General features: G+C 68.5%; 13 protein-coding genes. 5 read left to right on the top strand and 8 right to left on the bottom strand.

Features of this window, described 5'->3' with window-relative positions; translation table 11 throughout:
• Window positions 1–155: 155 nt before the first annotated feature.
• The 3 genes from nth (at window position 156) to ACIQM3_RS24315 (ending at window position 3,083) form a co-directional block, all read left to right on the top strand.
• A complete protein-coding gene (nth, locus tag ACIQM3_RS24325; RefSeq protein ID WP_401627526.1) occupies window positions 156–974 on the top strand; it encodes an endonuclease III in 819 nt (272 codons plus the stop codon).
• 74 nt (window positions 975–1,048) lie between these two features.
• Window positions 1,049–1,786, top strand: a complete 738-nt coding sequence (locus tag ACIQM3_RS24320) for an NUDIX hydrolase (protein WP_401627524.1) — start codon at window positions 1,049–1,051, stop codon at window positions 1,784–1,786.
• A 91-nt stretch (window positions 1,787–1,877) separates the two neighbouring features.
• Complete coding sequence (locus ACIQM3_RS24315) at window positions 1,878–3,083, top strand: MarP family serine protease (RefSeq protein ID WP_401627522.1); 1,206 nt, start codon at window positions 1,878–1,880, stop codon at window positions 3,081–3,083.
• Between the two features lie 122 nt (window positions 3,084–3,205).
• Here ACIQM3_RS24315 and ACIQM3_RS24310 read toward each other — a convergent pair whose 3' ends face one another.
• The 6 genes from ACIQM3_RS24310 to ACIQM3_RS24285 form a co-directional block, all read right to left on the bottom strand.
• Complete coding sequence (locus tag ACIQM3_RS24310; protein ID WP_401627520.1) at window positions 3,206–3,409, bottom strand: hypothetical protein; 204 nt, start codon at window positions 3,407–3,409, stop codon at window positions 3,206–3,208.
• 105 nt (window positions 3,410–3,514) lie between these two features.
• Complete coding sequence (locus ACIQM3_RS24305; RefSeq protein ID WP_104787027.1) at window positions 3,515–4,492, bottom strand: alpha/beta fold hydrolase; 978 nt, start codon at window positions 4,490–4,492, stop codon at window positions 3,515–3,517.
• Window positions 4,489–5,019 carry a phage holin family protein gene (locus ACIQM3_RS24300; RefSeq protein ID WP_401627519.1) on the bottom strand — a complete coding sequence of 177 codons (531 nt, stop codon included), beginning with the start codon at window positions 5,017–5,019 and terminating at the stop codon, window positions 4,489–4,491. The genes ACIQM3_RS24305 and ACIQM3_RS24300 overlap by 4 nt, the downstream gene beginning before the upstream one ends.
• Before the next feature lie 39 nt (window positions 5,020–5,058).
• Entirely contained in the window at window positions 5,059–6,459 is a 1,401-nt protein-coding gene (gene nhaA, locus ACIQM3_RS24295; RefSeq protein WP_401627517.1) for a Na+/H+ antiporter NhaA, read from the bottom strand.
• A 399-nt stretch (window positions 6,460–6,858) separates the two neighbouring features.
• Window positions 6,859–8,826, bottom strand: a complete 1,968-nt coding sequence (acs, locus tag ACIQM3_RS24290; RefSeq protein WP_401627515.1) for an acetate--CoA ligase — start codon at window positions 8,824–8,826, stop codon at window positions 6,859–6,861.
• A gap of 186 nt (window positions 8,827–9,012) precedes the next feature.
• Window positions 9,013–11,520, bottom strand: coding sequence for a SulP family inorganic anion transporter (locus ACIQM3_RS24285; protein ID WP_401627513.1), 2,508 nt, complete (start codon window positions 11,518–11,520; stop codon window positions 9,013–9,015).
• Window positions 11,521–11,818: 298 nt separating this feature from the next.
• Here ACIQM3_RS24285 and ACIQM3_RS24280 point away from each other — a divergent pair, with 298 nt between their 5' ends.
• Window positions 11,819–13,192, top strand: a complete 1,374-nt coding sequence (locus tag ACIQM3_RS24280; protein WP_401627511.1) for a hypothetical protein — start codon at window positions 11,819–11,821, stop codon at window positions 13,190–13,192.
• Here the strand turns inward: ACIQM3_RS24280 and ACIQM3_RS24275 are convergent.
• Entirely contained in the window at window positions 13,180–14,175 is a 996-nt protein-coding gene (locus tag ACIQM3_RS24275) for an ATP-binding protein (protein WP_401627509.1), read from the bottom strand. The genes ACIQM3_RS24280 and ACIQM3_RS24275 overlap by 13 nt on opposite strands.
• A gap of 101 nt (window positions 14,176–14,276) precedes the next feature.
• Here ACIQM3_RS24275 and ACIQM3_RS24270 point away from each other — a divergent pair, with 101 nt between their 5' ends.
• A complete protein-coding gene (locus ACIQM3_RS24270) occupies window positions 14,277–15,101 on the top strand; it encodes an oxidoreductase (RefSeq protein WP_401627507.1) in 825 nt (274 codons plus the stop codon).
• 436 nt (window positions 15,102–15,537) lie between these two features.
• Here ACIQM3_RS24270 and ACIQM3_RS24265 read toward each other — a convergent pair whose 3' ends face one another.
• The gene (locus tag ACIQM3_RS24265; RefSeq protein WP_401627506.1) at window positions 15,538–16,377 is read right to left on the bottom strand and encodes an HAD family hydrolase; all 840 of its coding nucleotides are present in this window, start codon (window positions 16,375–16,377) and stop codon (window positions 15,538–15,540) included.
• Between the last annotated feature and the right edge of the window lie 215 nt (window positions 16,378–16,592).

Genomic DNA, 16,592 nt, shown 5'->3' with positions numbered 1-16,592 from the left:
CGATTGGGCGTGGATACGCGGTGACCGGGGCGGATGTCAGCCCCTGGCTCTAGGCTGGCCGGGTGTCCGGAACGCCGGTGAGAGCGCAGGCCAAGGGGGCTGATGGGGTGTCGGGAGACAGGAATTCCGCTGTGGGCGAACAGGCCGCACGAGGTATGAAAAAAGCTGCAAATCGCCCGACGGGAGCAGCGTCGGGCAAGTCCGCGAAGCCTGAGTCGCATCTCGCGATGGTCCGCCGTGCCCGCCGGATCAACCGCGAGCTCGCCGAGGTCTACCCATATGCCCACCCCGAGCTGGACTTCCGCAATCCGTTCGAACTCCTGGTGGCCACGGTTCTCTCCGCCCAGACCACCGACCTGAGGGTCAACCAGACCACCCCGGCACTCTTCGCCGCCTATCCGACGCCCGAGGACATGGCCGCCGCCGTTCCCGAGAAGCTGGAGGAGATCATCCGGCCGACCGGTTTCTTCCGGGCCAAGGCGCGCTCCCTCATGGGCCTGTCGGCCGCTCTCAGGGACGACTTCGGCGGAGAGGTCCCCGGCCGGCTGGCGGATCTCGTGAAGCTGCCCGGCGTCGGGCGCAAGACGGCCAACGTCGTCCTCGGCAACGCGTTCGGTGTACCCGGCATCACGGTGGACACCCACTTCGGCCGGTTGGTCCGCCGCTGGAAATGGACCGAGCAGGAGGACCCGGAGAAGGTCGAGGCCGAGATCGCCGCGATCTTCCCGAAGAGCGAGTGGACGATGCTCTCGCACCGCGTGGTCTTCCACGGGCGCCGCATCTGCCACTCCCGCAAGCCCGCCTGCGGCGCCTGTCCGATCGCGGCCCTCTGCCCTGCCTACGGGGAGGGCGAGACGGACCCCGAGAAGGCGAAGAAGCTCCTGAAGTACGAGAAGGGCGGCTACCCGGGCCAGCGCCTCAGCCCGCCCCCGGACTATCCGGGCAGTCCCGCACCGCCGCTGGGAGCCGGGTGAGCGGCCGGCCCGCCCAGGCGGGCCCGTGCGGAACGAAATGGCCGACGACAGGCGTTGGAACGACGGGGGTGCCCATGACGCACGCACAGAGGACACGGGCCGCAGCCGACGCGGCCGCCACCGGGACGAGCACGCCCCAGGACAGCGCGCTCACCGTCACCACCGACGGCCTGCCCGGCTGGCTGGAGCCGGTGGCCCAGGCGGCGCGCACGGTGCGGGCGCACCAGCTCAGCCGCTTCCTGCCGCCTGAGAGCGGCGCCGGGCGCCAGTCCGCCGTCCTGATCCTCTTCGGCGAGGGTGAGCGCGGTCCGGAGGTTCTCCTGATGGAGCGTTCCGGTTCCCTGCGCTCCCATGCCGGCCAGCCGTCCTTCCCCGGGGGCTCCCTCGACCCCGAGGACGGCGACCACACCACCACCGGGCCGCTCAGGGCCGCGCTGAGGGAGGCCGAGGAGGAGACCGGACTCGATCCGAGCGGAGTCCAGCTCTTCGGGGTGCTGCCCCGGCTCTACATCCCGGTGAGCGGCTTCGTCGTCACACCCGTCCTCGGCTGGTGGCGGACGCCGAGCCCGGTGGGAGCCGTCGATCCGGCCGAGACCGCCCGGGTCTTCACCGCCCCCGTGGCGGATCTCACGGATCCCGCCAACCGTGTGACAGCCGTCCACCCCAGCGGCCACGAAGGTCCCGCATTTCTGGTCGAATCCGCCCTGGTGTGGGGATTCACAGCCGGGGTGATCGACAGGATTGTGCACTACGCGGGGTGGGAACGCCCCTGGGACAGGACCAGGCAGGTGCCGCTCGACTGGCGCGCATGACAGGCTGACTCCCGTGCTGCGCTGTTCCGGGCCTGGCCCGGACCCCGTCGAACCGGACGGGCCAGGTGACGAATCTGCGAGGCTATAGACGGTGAACGTGCTGGACATCCTGCTGCTCGTCGGCGCCGTGTGGTTCGCGGTCATCGGCTACCGCCAGGGTTTCGTCGTCGGCATCCTGTCCGTGATCGGCTTTCTGGGCGGCGGGCTCGTGGCCGTCTACCTGCTGCCGGTCATCTGGGACCAGGCGACCGACGGGTCGGAAGTCTCCTCCACCGCCGCCATCGTCGCGGTAGTGATCGTGATCGTGTGCGCCTCGGTGGGCCAGGCTTTCACCACCCACCTCGGCAACCGGCTCCGCCGGTACATCACCTGGTCGCCCGCACGGGCCCTGGACGCCACGGGCGGCTCCCTGGTCAACGTGGTGGCCATGCTCCTGGTGGCCTGGCTGATCGGCTCGGCGCTGGCCGGTACGTCACTGCCGACCCTGGGCAAGGAGGTCCGTAGCTCCTCGGTCCTGCTCGGGGTCTCCCGGGTGATGCCCGATCAGGCCTCCAACTGGTTCACGGACTTCTCGTCCGTCCTCGCGCAGAACGGCTTCCCGCAGGTCTTCAGCCCGTTCGCCAACGAGCCCATCACCGCGGTCGAACCGCCGGATCCCGCGCTGGCGGGAAGCCCTGTCGCCGCCCGCGCGAAGAAGTCCATCGTCAAGGTCGTCGGCATGGCCCCGGGGTGCGGCAAGGTCCTCGAAGGGACCGGTTTCGTGTTCTCCGACCGCCGCGTGATGACCAACGCCCACGTGGTCGGCGGCGTCGACGAACCGACCGTCCAGATCGGTGGCGAAGGCCGGCTGTACGACGCCAAGGTCGTCCTCTACGACTGGCAGCGGGACATCGCCGTACTGGACGTCCCGGACCTCGACGCCGAGCCGCTGCGCTTCACCGACACCGACAAGGACGCGGGGAGCGGTGACAGCGCCATCGTCGCCGGCTTCCCGGAGAACGGCGCCTACGACGTGCGCTCGGCGCGCATCAGGGGCCGTATCGACGCCAACGGCCCGGACATCTACCACCGGGGCACCGTGCGGCGCGACGTGTACTCGCTCTTCGCGACCGTCCGCCAAGGCAACTCCGGTGGCCCGCTGCTCACTCCGGACGGGAAGGTGTACGGAGTGGTGTTCGCGAAGTCGCTCGACGACCCGGACACGGGTTACGCGCTGACGGCCGACGAGATCCGCGAGGACATCGAGCTCGGCAGGTCCACGGCCCAGCAGGTCGACAGCCAGGGTTGTGCGCTCTGAGCCGTGGGTAGGCGGAACCGGGAACCCCGGACCACCTGACACTGCCGTACTGACCCACGTACGGTCCCCGGTCCTCACGGGCCGGGGACCTGCGCGCGGCGTGCTGTCGAACGGCTACCGCGTCATCCGCGGGGATGGCGCAGGCGCGCCGAGACCCAGCGGGCCCGGCGGTGGAGAATGCGCGGAATGCCCAGCCGGAGATCATGGAAATCGCTCACATCGTGCACCCGGCTCAGGGAGCCGCCCCCCTCATGAATGCTCTGACCAGCAGGAGCGGTCGAGCGGCGGTTGCGTGCTGCGTCATTGAAGTCGCGCGTCCAGCTCATACCCCGACGTCTGCCCGTGACCCAAGGTCGGTAATCGTGCGCGAGTCAGCCAATTGGCTTATGCGGCAGGCAATTGGCTGTTCGTCGGACAACTGTGCCCGTCGACTACCGGTCGGGCTCAGGATCCTTGAGCCAGTTGATGAGTTCGGCCGAGAAGCCCACCGGATCCTCCTCGTGGGGGAAGTGCCCCAGACCGTCGAAAAGTCGCCACCGGTACGGCGCCTCGACGTACTCGCCGGACCCCGCGGAACTACGGGTCCGGATCGCCGGGTCGAGCGAGCCGTGGAGATGCAGGGTGGGCACACGCACCGGGCGCTTCATTCGCCGGTTGAACTGGACGCCGTCCGGACGGGCCAGTGAGCGGACCATCCAGCGGTACGGCTCGATCGAGCAGTGGGCCGTCGAGGGGATGCACATCGCGCGCCGGTAGACGTCCGTGGTCAGGTCGTCGGGGAAGCCTGGTGTCCGCGGCCCCGACCAGTCGCGGATCAACCGCGCCACCAACGCCGCGTCGTCCGCGACGAGCTGACGCTCCGGCACCCACGGACGTTGGAAGCCCCACACATGCGAACCGGCGCGGGACTGAGCGAAGTCCGAAAGCATCGAGGAACGCCAGCGGCGCGGATGCGGCATCGACGACACGACGAGCCGCCGGACCAGCTTCGGCCGCATCACAGCCGCCGTCCAGGCGAGATAACCACCCATGTCGTGCCCCACGAGCGCCGCGTCCGGCTCGCCGAGGGAGCGGATCACGCCGGTGACGTCGAGGGCGAGATTCGCGGGGTCATAGCCCCGGGGCGTACGGTCGCTGCCGCCGACCCCGCGGAGGTCCATCGCGACCGCGCGGTATCCGGCGTCGGCCAGGGCGGTCAGCTGATGGCGCCAGGTCCACCAGAACTGCGGGAAGCCGTGCAGCAACAGCACCAGCGGCCCGTCGCCGAGCTCGGCGATATGGAAGCGCGCGCCGTTGGCGGCCACATCACGGTGGGTCCAGGGCCCGTCGAGGCGGACAGGGCTGCCGGAACCGGCAGCCGGCCCCAGCGGCCCCACCGGACCGGATGCGCTGAAATCGGGGTCGGTCATGTGGACGAGCGTGTCACAGAGACCGCCTTGTCCTGGACAGGACGGCTCTCGATGGCCATGTCCGCGAGTGTGCTGCCCTGTGCCTGCTCGATCGCACGCGCGCCAGCGGAGGGGCGGGGGTGGGGCTTCACGCCCTGGAGGACCGCCGCGGTCTGCTTGGCCGAGGCGATGGACTTCTCCGGCGGCTTGACCTTCTTGAACTTGGCGAGCCCGAAGAGGGCGAGCAGAATCCCCAGCAGGATGAACGCACCGCCGACGATCAGGAACGACCAGGCGAGCCCGAGCCCGAGATTGTGGATGCCGTAGGCGGCGGCGAAGCTCAGCACGGGGATCGCGAACAGGATCAGCACACCCGTGACGATGAAAGCCACGCTGCCGATCGCGCCACGCTTGACGTCCTGACGCATCTCGGCCTTGGCCAGCGCGATCTCGTCGTGCACCAGCGCGGACATCTCAGCGGTCGCCGAAGCGAACAGCTGTCCGAGACTACGATCGGTGCTGCCCGCGTAGTTGCCGGGGTCGCTCATCCCTGACTCCCTCTCTTCTTCCGTACATCCGATGTCAGATCATGCCGGACTGTCCGGCTTGCTGCTCGCTGCCCCCGCCCGTTCGGCAAGGCGACGGTGCTCGGCAGCCTTCCTGTCGTAGATCGCGGCCATGCGCAGGTGATACTCAGGGTCGTCCTGCTCGTAGACGTCGGGCACCCCCGATTCGTCCGCGTCGATCTCCTCGGCCTCGTACAGCGCCCTGTATCTGCGTACCCGCAGTTTGAGCAGTACACCGGAGAGTACGGCGGCAATCAGGGAACCGATGAGCACCGCTGCCTTCACGTCGTTGATCATGTCCTCGTCGCCGGTGAAGGCGAGCTCCCCGATGAGCAGCGAAACCGTGAAGCCGATACCGGCCAGCGTGGCTACGGCGAAGACATCTGCCCAGGCGAGGTCCTTGTTCAGCTGAGCCTTGGTGAAGCGGGTGATGAGCCACGTGCCGCCGAAGATGCCCACGGTCTTGCCGATGACCAGACCGAGAACCACGCCGAGCGTCTCGGGCCGGGTGAAGACACCGGCCAGGGCATCGCCCTTGAGGGTGACACCGGCCGAGAAGAGAGCGAAGAGCGGAACCGCGACGCCAGCCGACAGAGGGCGCACCAGATGCTCGATGTGCTCGCCCGGGGAGTGCGTCTCTCCCTCGCGCCTGGTGCAGCGCAGCATGAGCCCCATGGCCACGCCGGCGATCGTCGCGTGGACGCCGCTGTTGTACATCAGTCCCCAGATGACCAGGGCGAGCGGCAGATATACGTACCAGCCTCGCACCCCCGCGCGCAGCAGCACGTAGAAGACGAGCAGACCCGCGAAGGCGCCGCCGAGTGCCAGGAAGTCGAGGTCCTCGGTGAAGAAGACCGCGATGATGAGGATGGCGAAGAGGTCGTCGACGACGGCGAGCGTCAGCAGGAAAGCGCGTAGCGCCGACGGCAGCGAGGTGCCGATGACCGCGAGAACGGCGAGCGCGAACGCGATGTCGGTGGCGGTGGGGACGGCCCAGCCGTCGAGGGACCCTCCACCGAGTGCGGCGGTCAGTGTGTAGACGACGGCGGGGACGGCCATGCCGCAGAGCGCCGCCGCTACGGGCAGGGCCGCGGCCCGGGGGTCGCGGAGCTCGCCGGCGACCAGCTCCCGCTTGAGCTCGACGCCCGCGACGAAGAAGAAGATCGCGAGCAGCCCGTCGGCCGCCCAGTGGGACACCGAGAGATTGAGCCCCAGCACCTCGGGACCGAAGTGGAAATGGCTGACGGACGCGTACGTGGAGCCGAAGGTGTTGGCCCAGATCAGCGCGGCTACGGCCGCGACCAGCAGGATGACGCCACCGACCGTCTCGGTGCGCAGGGCCTCCGCGACGTAATTGCGCTCGGGGAGGGAAAGCCGGCCGAGCAGAGTGCGGCGGCCGGAAGGGGGGACGGGCGGGGCCACGAGGGAGACCTCCGGGTCGGATTACGGCAGTGGTGGCATGGCGGATACACATGCCGACCAGACTTCCCGGCGCCCCTGTGGAGATTTTCTTGTGCTGTTGTCGCTCGCGCGCCGCGCTAGGCGTTCGGGCTTCTCACCGGCGGGCACGTGATCGCGCTGACGCGCTTCGCCGACGAAATCACCACTCTACCTGGGCTATCGGAAACGTATCCGGATGCGGCGTGCCCCGCGCGACGGCGCGCACCGGCATCCGTACGTCTCTGCCATTCCCCGGCAGCCGGAAGGGGCACCCGCGTGATTCCGGGTGCCCCTCGGGGTATGCGAACGGAGCCCCTTCGGGCCCAGGTCCGTGTATGGGCCTGGCCCGACTCGACCCGTCTCCGCTCTTTCCGGCCCGGTCTAGTCCTCGGACGAGGCGGAAGGCAGTTGTGTCTGGATGAGTGCCATGACCGAGGAATCCGTGAGCGTGGTGACATCGCCCAGCTCGCGGTTCTCGGCGACGTCACGCAGCAGGCGGCGCATGATCTTGCCGGACCGGGTCTTCGGCAGCTCCGCCACCGGCAGGACGCGCTTGGGCTTGGCGATCGGCCCGAGCGTGGTGCCGACGTGGTTACGCAGCTCTGCGACCAGCTCCTCCGAGGCGGTGGCCGTCCCGCGCAGGATCACGAAGGCGACGATGGCCTGGCCGGTCGTCTCGTCGTTGGCGCCGACGACGGCTGCCTCGGCGACGGAGGGGTGCGACACGAGGGCCGACTCGACCTCGGTGGTCGAGATGTTGTGCCCGGACACGAGCATGACGTCATCCACCCGGCCGAGCAGCCAGATATCGCCGTCCTCGTCCTTCTTGGCACCGTCGCCGGCGAAGTACTTGCCCTCGAAGCGCGACCAGTAGGTGTCGAGGAAGCGCTGGTCGTCGCCCCAGATGGTGCGGAGCATCGACGGCCACGGCTCGGTCAGGACGAGATAGCCGCCCCCGCCGTTCGGCACTTCATGGGCCTCGTCGTCGACGACGGTGGCCGAGATGCCGGGCAGGGCCCGCTGGGCGGAGCCGGGCTTCGTCGCCGTGACCCCGGGAAGCGGCGAGATCATCATGGCGCCGGTCTCGGTCTGCCACCAGGTGTCCACGATCGGGCAGGCATCGGCGCCGATGTGCTTGCGGTACCAGATCCAGGCCTCGGGGTTGATCGGCTCACCCACCGAGCCCAGGACGCGCAGGGAGGTGAGGTCGTACTTCGCGGGGATGTCGTCGCCCCACTTCATGAACGTCCGGATCGCCGTCGGCGCGGTGTAGAGAATCGTCACGCCGTACTTCTGGACGATCTCCCAGAAGCGCCCCTGGTGCGGGGTGTCGGGCGTGCCCTCGTACATGACCTGGGTCGCGCCGTTGGCCAGGGGTCCGTAGACGATGTACGAGTGTCCGGTCACCCAGCCGATGTCGGCGGTGCACCAGTACACGTCCGTCTCGGGCTTGAGGTCGAAGACCGCGTGGTGGGTGTAGGCCGTCTGGGTCAGGTAACCCCCGGAGGTGTGCAGGATGCCCTTCGGCTTACCCGTGGTTCCCGATGTGTAGAGGATGAAGAGCGGCTGCTCCGCGTCGAACGCCTCGGGCGTGTGCTCGGCAGACTGCCGGGCGGTGATCTCGTGCCACCAGACGTCCCGGCCCTCGGACCATGCGGTGTCCTGCCCCGTGCGGCGGACCACCAGGACGTGCTCGACGCTGTCGATGCGCGAGACTGCGTCGTCCACCGCGGGCTTGAGCGCGGAGGGCTTGCCGCGGCGGTAGCCGCCGTCGGCGGTGATGACGACCTTGGCGTCGGCGTCCTGGATGCGGGCGGCGATGGCGTCCGCGGAGAAGCCGCCGAAGACCACCGAATGCGCTGCGCCGATACGGGCGCAGGCCAGCATCGCCACGGCGGCTTCCGGGATCATCGGCAGGTAGACGGCGACCCGGTCGCCCTTGCCGACACCGAGCTCCGTCAGCGCGTTGGCGGCGCGGGAGACCTCGTCCTTCAGCTCCGCGTAGGTGATCGCGCGGCTGTCGCCGGGCTCGCCTTCGAAATGGATCGCGACCCGGTCGCCGTTGCCCGCCTCGACATGGCGGTCGACGCAGTTGTACGCGACGTTGAGTTTGCCGTCCGCGAACCACTTCGCGAAGGGTGGATTGCTCCAGTCGAGCGTTTCGGTCGGCTCCGTGGCCCAGGTCAGGCGGCGGGCCTGCTCGGCCCAGAAGCCCAGCCTGTCCGCCTCGGCCTGCTCGTACGCCTCCACTGTCACGTTGGCGTTCGCGGCCAGATCGGCAGGCGGTGTGAACCGCCGCTCCTCCTTGAGCAGATTGGCCAGGCTTTCGTTGCTCACGACATCTCCCATTCCCAGGGTGTCCGTTGTGTCCCGGGGGACAGCTCATCAGGCTGCGGGCCAGGTGACAAGTGTCTGCCGGAAATTGGTTTAGACCTGTGCCTCGTGTTAGGGAGCCACACGTCCCGCTTTCGCAAGCAGCGCTGTGCGGTGCGAAAGCGGGACCACAAGGTCTCACGGACCGGGCGGGTGAGTGGTTCAGGCGTCGACGGCGGTACCGGGAGCCGGGTGCGGTGTCTCGATGCCGTCCTCGGCGCCCCATACCGCGCCGGGGGCGACCCGGGCGAAGACCTCGTCGGGTCCGGTACCGGAACTGGCGCCCTCGGTCAGTAGATAAGCCTGCGCCTCACCGACATGAAAGTACATGCCGTGCAGCTGCAGGGTCCCCGCCGCCAGTCGGCGGGCCACCGATTCGTGCGCCCGCAGGTGCTCCAACTGCTGCACCACATTGGTCAGACAGAGCTGTTCCACCGCATCGGTGGGCAGGCGTCCGGCGATGCGGGCCCAGGAGTGGTGGCGGGAGCGCATGCGCTCCAGGCTCGGCAGACCGTGCCGCAACCAGCGCCACAGCGGTGTCCGGGGTGTCTCCGGTGCGGCTCCCAACAGGGCCTGCATCGCCCCGCATCCGGAGTGGCCGCAGATGGTGATGGACTCGACCTCCAGCACATCCACCGCGTACTCGATGGCGGCGGCGACGGAATCGTCGTTGCTCTCAGCATCCCCTGCGTCCGGAGGCGGCACCAGATTGCCGACATTCCGCACGGTGAAGAGGTCTCCCGGGCCACTCGCGGTGATCATGCTGGTGACCAGACGGGAGTCGGCGCAGGTGAGGAACAGCTGCGAAGGCCGCTGTCCCTCTGCAGCCAGCCGGGCCAGCTCCTCACGGACCAGCGGGGCGGTGGTGCGCTGGAATGAACTGAGGCCACTGAGAAGCCGATGGGCGCCGCGCCGGCGACCCGAGGGGCTTTCCGGGGCCTTGGAAGGAGAAGCCTTCGAGACGACGTGCGAGTCTGGGGCCGCGGTGGTCGGCGCGGTGTCCTGCACGCCGTCGTGGCAGTGATGGTTGCGCCACGGCGTCCATGGGCGGCAGCAGGAATGGGCGGCCGAAGCAGGCTCGGCGATCCGGCCACCCGAGCGCCCGGTGAACTCGATCCGGCCACCCAGCGCGGTCTGCGCCGCATACCAGTCCTGGATCGTCTCGTACGCCGCGTGGTCCATGAAGAAACCGTCCAACTCGACCACCGCGTCGACCCCTTGCGGGAGCTTGCCGAGCACGCGGCTGAGCCGGGGGACGGCCAGGAAGGTCAGCTGCCCGCGAGCGGCCACCAGATAACGGCCGTCCTGCTCGGTCACGGTGATCCTCGTGCGTGCCAGCCGGTGCAGGGCGACGGCCACCGCCACGACGATGCCGATCGCCACCCCTTCGAGCACCCCGGCCAGAACCACGCCGCTGATCGTGGCGCCGTACACCAGGAACTCCCGGTGTCTGTGGACCTTGCGGATGTGGGCGAAGCTGACCATCTGGATCCCGACCACCATGACCAGCGCGGCGAGGGCGGCCAGAGGGATCCACTCCAGGGCTGTGACCAGCAGCATGGCCGCCAGCAGCACCCAGACGCCGTGCAGCACGGTGGAGGCGCGGCTCGTCGCGCCCGCCCGCACGTTCGCGGAGCTGCGCACAGCGCCGCCGGATACGGCCAGCCCGCCGGCGAGCCCTGATACCGCGTTGGCGACACCCTGGGCCCGCAACTCCCGGTCGAGGTCCGATCGCTTGACAGGAGCGGGCGGCGTCGATCCGTCCTTGGTCGCGGTTGTCGAGCGGTCTGCGGCCAGCTTGTCCACCGAGACAGCGGCCAGCAGGGATTCGAGGCTGGCGACGAGCATGACGGTGAACACGGCTGTGGCCAGTGCGGCCACCGGGCCCTGCGGGAGTTCAGGCAGTGCGTGCGAGTGCCATGACGGCAGGTCCACCCGGGCGATGCCGGGTGCCGCCGCGGCGGCGACAGCAGTCGCGATGACCACGGCGGCGAGCGCGGCAGGAATTCTGCGCAGCGCCGCTCCGATCTGTCCGGGCATGCGCGGCCACGCGATGAGAAGAGCGATCGTCAGTGCGCCGACGAGGGGCCCGGCCGGCTCGAAGTGCGCCAGGTGGGAGGGGAGCGACAGGACGTTGTCGAGGGCGGAGCTCCGAGGTACCTCGCCGAACACGATGTGCAGCTGGGCGAGAGCGATGGCCACGCCGATTCCGGCGAGTGTGCCGTGCACGATGGCCGGGCTGACGGCGAGGGCACTGCGGGCCGCCCTGAGTGAACCCAGCAGGATCTGCAGGAGTCCCGCGCCGACGGTGATCGCGCACGTGGTGCGCCAGCCGTAGATCTGGATCAATTCTGCTGTGACTACGGTCAGTCCGGCGGACGGGCCACTGACCTGGAGCGGCGTGCCGCCCAGCAGTCCGGCGACGATGCCGCCGATGGCCGCCGAAACCAGTCCGGCGGCGAGCGGTGCGTCCATGGCGACGGCGAGACCGAGCGACATGGGAACGGCGATCAGGAAGACAGTGATCGATGCGGACAGATCCGCACCCGAGACGCGGAAGCGTCCGCGGCGGGGAGGCGGCGGACTGTGTGGACGCTTGAATCCCGAGGCCCGAGAAGGGCGCGAACTGCGGGATGAGTGGTCGTTGCGAGTGGGGACGCAGGCAGACATGTTCCCGTCTCCTCCGGGGCAGCGCGGTCGCGGTATGTGAATGACGGCGGCCGTAGGTCACGGCGTGCAGCGGTGGGGTACAACGGCGGGATTTCTCAACTCTCCGTAAACGAATCGTAATGGAGGGTAAAGAAAGGTGTCCATGCTTTCGAGCAAATAGCCCAGCCAGTCACTCTTCTCAGTGAATAAGCAGCTTTTCATCCGGCTTGTCGTACTGATTCCGGCAGAGCTGCGTGTGAGGTTGACCGCGCCGCGTCGGCACGTCAACGCACGAATCTGCAAGGAAGAGGGTGGACGGATGATGGCCGCCACGAAGCGGATCGCCCTGGGTGCCGTGGTCACGGCGCTGATCGCCGGCCTGGCCGGCTGCTCGGAGCCAGGTACGGGGGCAGCCGGATCCGCGCCCGGAACCGGGAAGCGGTCCGCCCCCGACGCGGATGAGAACTCTCCGGCAGCGGCGCCGAAGGGCGCGGTCAAGCTCATCGGCGACGGCTCCACCGCCTTTACGGGAGCCCAGCCGAAACTCCCGGTCGCCAAGCGTCTCAAGCCCGGCCAGAAGCCTCCGCAGTTCGTGGTGTTCTCCTGGGACGGTGCGGGTGAGGACAGCCAGAAACTGTTCTCGCATTTCCGCTCGGTCGCGAAGAAGTACGACGCCAACATGACGTACTTCCTCAGTGGCGTGTACCTCTTGCCGGAGAAGAAGAAGGAGCTCTACGACCCCCCGCAGCATTCGGCGGGCCGTTCCGACATCGGCTTCAACGACGCGGAGGGAATCCGCGACACGCTGACGGAACTGCGAGCCGCGTGGCTGGAGGGCAACGAGATCGGCACGCACTTCAACGGGCACTTCTGCGGCCCGGACGGGGGTGTCGGCACCTGGTCGGTCGACGAGTGGAAGAGCGAGATCAGCCAGGCGAAGTCGTTCGTGAAGAGCTGGAAGACCAACACCCCGGGCCTCAAGGGCGAAGCGCCGCTGCCCTTCGACTACGACAAGGAGCTGATCGGCGCTCGCACCCCGTGCCTGGAGGGGCAGAAGAACATGGTCGCTGCCGCGCGGACCATGGGGTTCCGCTACGACTCCAGCGGCATCGGAAACCAGGTCTGGCCTGCGAAGAAGGACGGGCTCTGGGATCTCCCCCTGCAACTCGTCCCCGTGCCGGGCCGCGCGTTCGAGACGCTCTCGATGGACTACAACTTCATGTTCAACCAGTCCGGTACCACGCAGGGCGACCCGGACAAGCACGAGTACTGGGGCAACCAGATGCGGGACGGCCTGCTTCAGGCGTTCGACCGCGCCTACAACGGGAACCGGGCTCCCCTGATCATCGGCAACCACTTCGAATCCTGGAACGGCGGCACCTACATGCGCGCGGTCGAGGAGACGATCAAGACGGTGTGCACCAAGCAGGACGTGCAATGCGTTTCCTTCCGCCAGCTCGCCGACTGGCTGGACGTGCAGGATCCGGCGACGCTCGCCAGACTCGGGACGCTGAAGGTGGGCCAGGAGCCCGAGCCCGGCTGGACCGCGTTCCTCGCGGGGACGGCTCCGGGTAAGCCCGCGGGCAGCCCCGTGCCTGCCAGGCCGGCGGATCAGCCGGCAGGCAAGGGGGCCGACGGGAGCGCGGAACAGGGTTCGTCCTCCGGCGTCGCTCCGTCCGGTCAGGCCGGCTGAACGGCGCCCGTCTCGGCGCGGTGCTCCTGCAGGACGAAGGCGGGGTCGACCTGGGCAGCCAGGTCGGCGCCCGTCTTCTCGTTGCCCCAGCTCTCCGCGTTCTTCAGATGGAAGTGCACCATCTGCCGCGTGTAGCGTTCCCAGTCGCGCAGCCCGTACGAGTCCTCGGCGGCGTCCTGCAGGGCCTGCAGCGCCATCCGGTTGTCCGCTTCCAGCAGTTCGAACGGGGCCGGCCGGCCCTTTTCCATCGTCCGGACCCAGTCGGACTGGCCGACGCCGACCAGCAGGTCGTCGCCGACCTCGGCGCGCAGGAAGTCGAGATCGTCCTCCCCCTGCACCTTGTTGCCCACGACCTTCAGGGCGACACCGAAGTCACGCGCGTACTCCTTGTACTGGCGGTAGACGGAGACGCCCTTCCGGGTCGGTTCGGCGACCAGGAAGGTCATGTCGAAGCGGGTGAACATTCCCGACGCGAACGAATCCGACCCTGCCGTCATGTCGACCACCACGTATTCGTCGGGGCCGTCGACCAAGTGGTTGAGGCAGAGCTCGACCGCTCCGACCTTGGAGTGGTAGCAGGCGACACCGAGATCGGACTCGTCGAACGGTCCGGTGGCCATCAGCCGGATTTCCCCGTCGTCGAGACGGACCGTGCGGGCGCAGGCGTCGTAGACCGGGTTGTCCTCGCAGACGCGCAGGAGCCGGGATCCTTCCCCGGGCGGCGTCGTCTTGATCATCGTTGCGGCGGAAGCGATGCGGGGGTTGCTTCCGCGGAGGTAGTCCTTGATGAGGGGCAGCTGGGCACCCATGGCCGGCAGAGCGGCGGCTTCCTTCTCGTCCAGGCCGAGGGCGGCCCCGAGGTGCTGGTTGATGTCGGCGTCCACCGCGACGACTTGGGCTTCATTGGCAGCGAGGTGGCGGATGAAGAGCGAGGACAGCGTGGTCTTGCCGCTGCCGCCCTTCCCTACGAAAGCGATCTTCATGTTCACCTAGGGTAGCGGTGTCATCGCTCACTGCTGTCATCTTCGTGAAGAAGGACACTCCTGGGCGGTATCCGTGGCGGGGGCGCGTAGCCTCGCTACTTATGAGTACGACTTCCCCTGACCCGCTTGCCGCTCTGGGTGACCTGCCGGGGGTCTCCGACGCGGTGGACTCCGTACGCAAGGCCGTGGACCGGGTCTACGGGCACCGGGTCATGCGGCGCCGCAGCAACGAAGTCACCGCGGAGGCGGCCCTGCGTGGAGCTCGTGGTTCGGCGGCGCTCTCGGGCGCCGACTGGAACCTCGAGGAGGTGCGCCGGCGCACGGACTTCAGCGGTGAGGACGAGGCCCGCACCATCGGTGCCGCGTTGAGACTCACGGCGGAGGCGGGGCAACTGCTCTCGATCTGGCGGCAGTCACCACTTCGTGTGCTTGCCCGCCTGCATCTGGTGGCGGCGGGCGGAGCGACTCCGGACGAGACGGTCGGCAGGCCGCGACTGGTGGGCGAGCCGGTCGACGAGCCGTTGATCGAAGCGCCCGTGCCGGGCGCGGACGAGGTGTCCGGACGTCTCGAAGGGCTGTCGCAGCTGATCATCGCCGGCGGCTCGGCGCCCGCACTTGTGACGTCCTCGGTAGTCCACGGCGAACTGCTCGCGTTGCGCCCCTTCGGGTCACACAACGGGTTGGTCGCCCGGACCGCCGAGCGGATCGTGCTGATCGGCAGCGGGCTCGACCCCAAATCGATCTGTCCTGCTGAAGTCGGTCATGCGGAGCAGGGCCGCGCTGCTTACGTGGCTGCGTTCGAGGGATATCTCTCGGGCAGGCCGGAGGGTATGGCGGCCTGGATCGCTCACTGCGGACGCTCTGTGGAGCTGGGCGTCAGGGAGTCCACGGCTGTGTGCGAGGCGCTGCAGCGCGGCGCGGCCTGAGCCGCGTTGCCCGCGGGGCTGATCGCGCGGTGGGCGCGGCCGGGTGCAGGGAGAGGGTTTCGGGCATGTGGGCAGGTCCCGGAAAGGGTTGCGGCGGTACCGGTTCCGGTACCGCCGCTGGCACGTCCGCCCAGTTACCAAGCGTCCTCGTTGTTTGCCCATCAGGTCGGGTTCTTTGCCCGTCACCTGGTGCGGCTGGCCCGTAATCGACGGGTCGACGTCGCGTGGGTACTCGGCTTTCGTGCTCGGTCCGTGGGGCCTTCTGCGTAACAGGTGATCCTCTCGGATGTCCTTGGTCTCGCGGGCCGTTGAGTCCTTTGTACTCCAGGACAAGGGGGAGCGGAAGTCCTGGCCGTTTTTCTTTACTTTTGTATTCAAATACGGGTGAGTCGGGCATTGAGGGTCGACGACAGCTCCCGCCCTCGACGGCCGGCTGTCAGGCGGTGATCGCGGCGGCGCGGCGACGATTGGCGTACCAGACGAGCCCTGCGGTCGCCGCGGCCGCGCCCACTGCCGCTGCCGCCACGAGCGCCGGCCGCGGTGGCATCGAGAACCCGGGCAGGCGCTGCTTGAGCCGGACCGGACGGTCGAAGGTGAGAATCGGCCACTCCCGGAGCGTGGCCTCGCGCCGAAGGGTCCGGCTGGGGTTGACGGCATGGGGGTACCCCACGGACTCCAGCATGGGTACGTCGGTGGCGGAGTCGCTGTACGCGTAGCAGCGCGACAGGTCGTACCCTTCCGACTCGGCGAGCGTCCTGATCGCCTCGGCCTTGGTCGGCCCGTAGGCGTAGTACTCGACCTCGCCGGTGAAACAGCCGTCGTCGCCCACGACCATCCGGGTCGCCACGACCCGGTCGGCACCCAGTAGTTCTCCGATAGGTTCTACGACTTCGGCGCCGGAGGTCGAAACGATGACCACGTCACGCCCGGCGGTGTGATGCTCCTCGATGAGAGTCGCAGCCTCGTCGTAGATGATCGGGTCGATCAGGTCGTGCAGGGTTTCGGCGACCAGATCCTTGACCTGCTGGACGTTCCACCCCTTGCAGAGCGCTGAGAGGTATTCGCGCATCCGCTCCATCTGGTCGTGATCGGCGCCCCCGGCGAGGAACACGAACTGTGTGTACGCAGTGCGCAGTACGGCACGACGGTTGATCAGCCCACCTTGGTAGAAGGACTTGCTGAAGGTCAGTGTCGATGACTTCGCAATGACCGTCTTGTCCAGGTCAAAGAAGGCTGCTGTACGCGGCGAGAAGCAGTTTTCCACAAAGGTGAGCATAGGGGCCCGCCATTCGGCGTAAAATCCGGCAGGTGGGTTTGCCTGAGAAGGGGCTCGGGTACACCATGGAAGTCACGGATCGTTCGCGACCGTGCTAACCCGGTCCGACTCCTCCCCCCCCGAGTCGGCCGTGGGGACGACCCCCGCTCTCCCCCCCGGCGGGGGTCGTCGCATGTCCGGATGCGTTTCGCGGCCGGGCATTTCGGCCCCCCTCT

Source organism: Streptomyces sp. NPDC091271 (assembly GCF_044757505.1).
GTDB lineage: Bacteria > Actinomycetota > Actinomycetes > Streptomycetales > Streptomycetaceae > Streptomyces.
This window is presented reverse-complemented; position numbering and strand designations above follow the sequence as displayed.

Coding starts and splice junctions, on each gene's coding strand:
- nth (WP_401627526.1), top strand. CDS start 156: ATGAAAAAAGCTGCAAATCGCCCGACGGGAGCAGCGTCGGGCAAGTCC.
- ACIQM3_RS24320 (WP_401627524.1), top strand. CDS start 1,049: ATGACGCACGCACAGAGGACACGGGCCGCAGCCGACGCGGCCGCCACC.
- ACIQM3_RS24310 (WP_401627520.1), bottom strand. CDS start 3,409: ATGAGCTGGACGCGCGACTTCAATGACGCAGCACGCAACCGCCGCTCG.
- ACIQM3_RS24305 (WP_104787027.1), bottom strand. CDS start 4,492: ATGACCGACCCCGATTTCAGCGCATCCGGTCCGGTGGGGCCGCTGGGG.
- ACIQM3_RS24300 (WP_401627519.1), bottom strand. CDS start 5,019: ATGAGCGACCCCGGCAACTACGCGGGCAGCACCGATCGTAGTCTCGGA.
- acs (WP_401627515.1), bottom strand. CDS start 8,826: ATGGGAGATGTCGTGAGCAACGAAAGCCTGGCCAATCTGCTCAAGGAG.
- ACIQM3_RS24285 (WP_401627513.1), bottom strand. CDS start 11,520: ATGTCTGCCTGCGTCCCCACTCGCAACGACCACTCATCCCGCAGTTCG.
- ACIQM3_RS24280 (WP_401627511.1), top strand. CDS start 11,819: ATGATGGCCGCCACGAAGCGGATCGCCCTGGGTGCCGTGGTCACGGCG.
- ACIQM3_RS24275 (WP_401627509.1), bottom strand. CDS start 14,175: ATGAAGATCGCTTTCGTAGGGAAGGGCGGCAGCGGCAAGACCACGCTG.
- ACIQM3_RS24270 (WP_401627507.1), top strand. CDS start 14,277: ATGAGTACGACTTCCCCTGACCCGCTTGCCGCTCTGGGTGACCTGCCG.
- ACIQM3_RS24265 (WP_401627506.1), bottom strand. CDS start 16,377: ATGCTCACCTTTGTGGAAAACTGCTTCTCGCCGCGTACAGCAGCCTTC.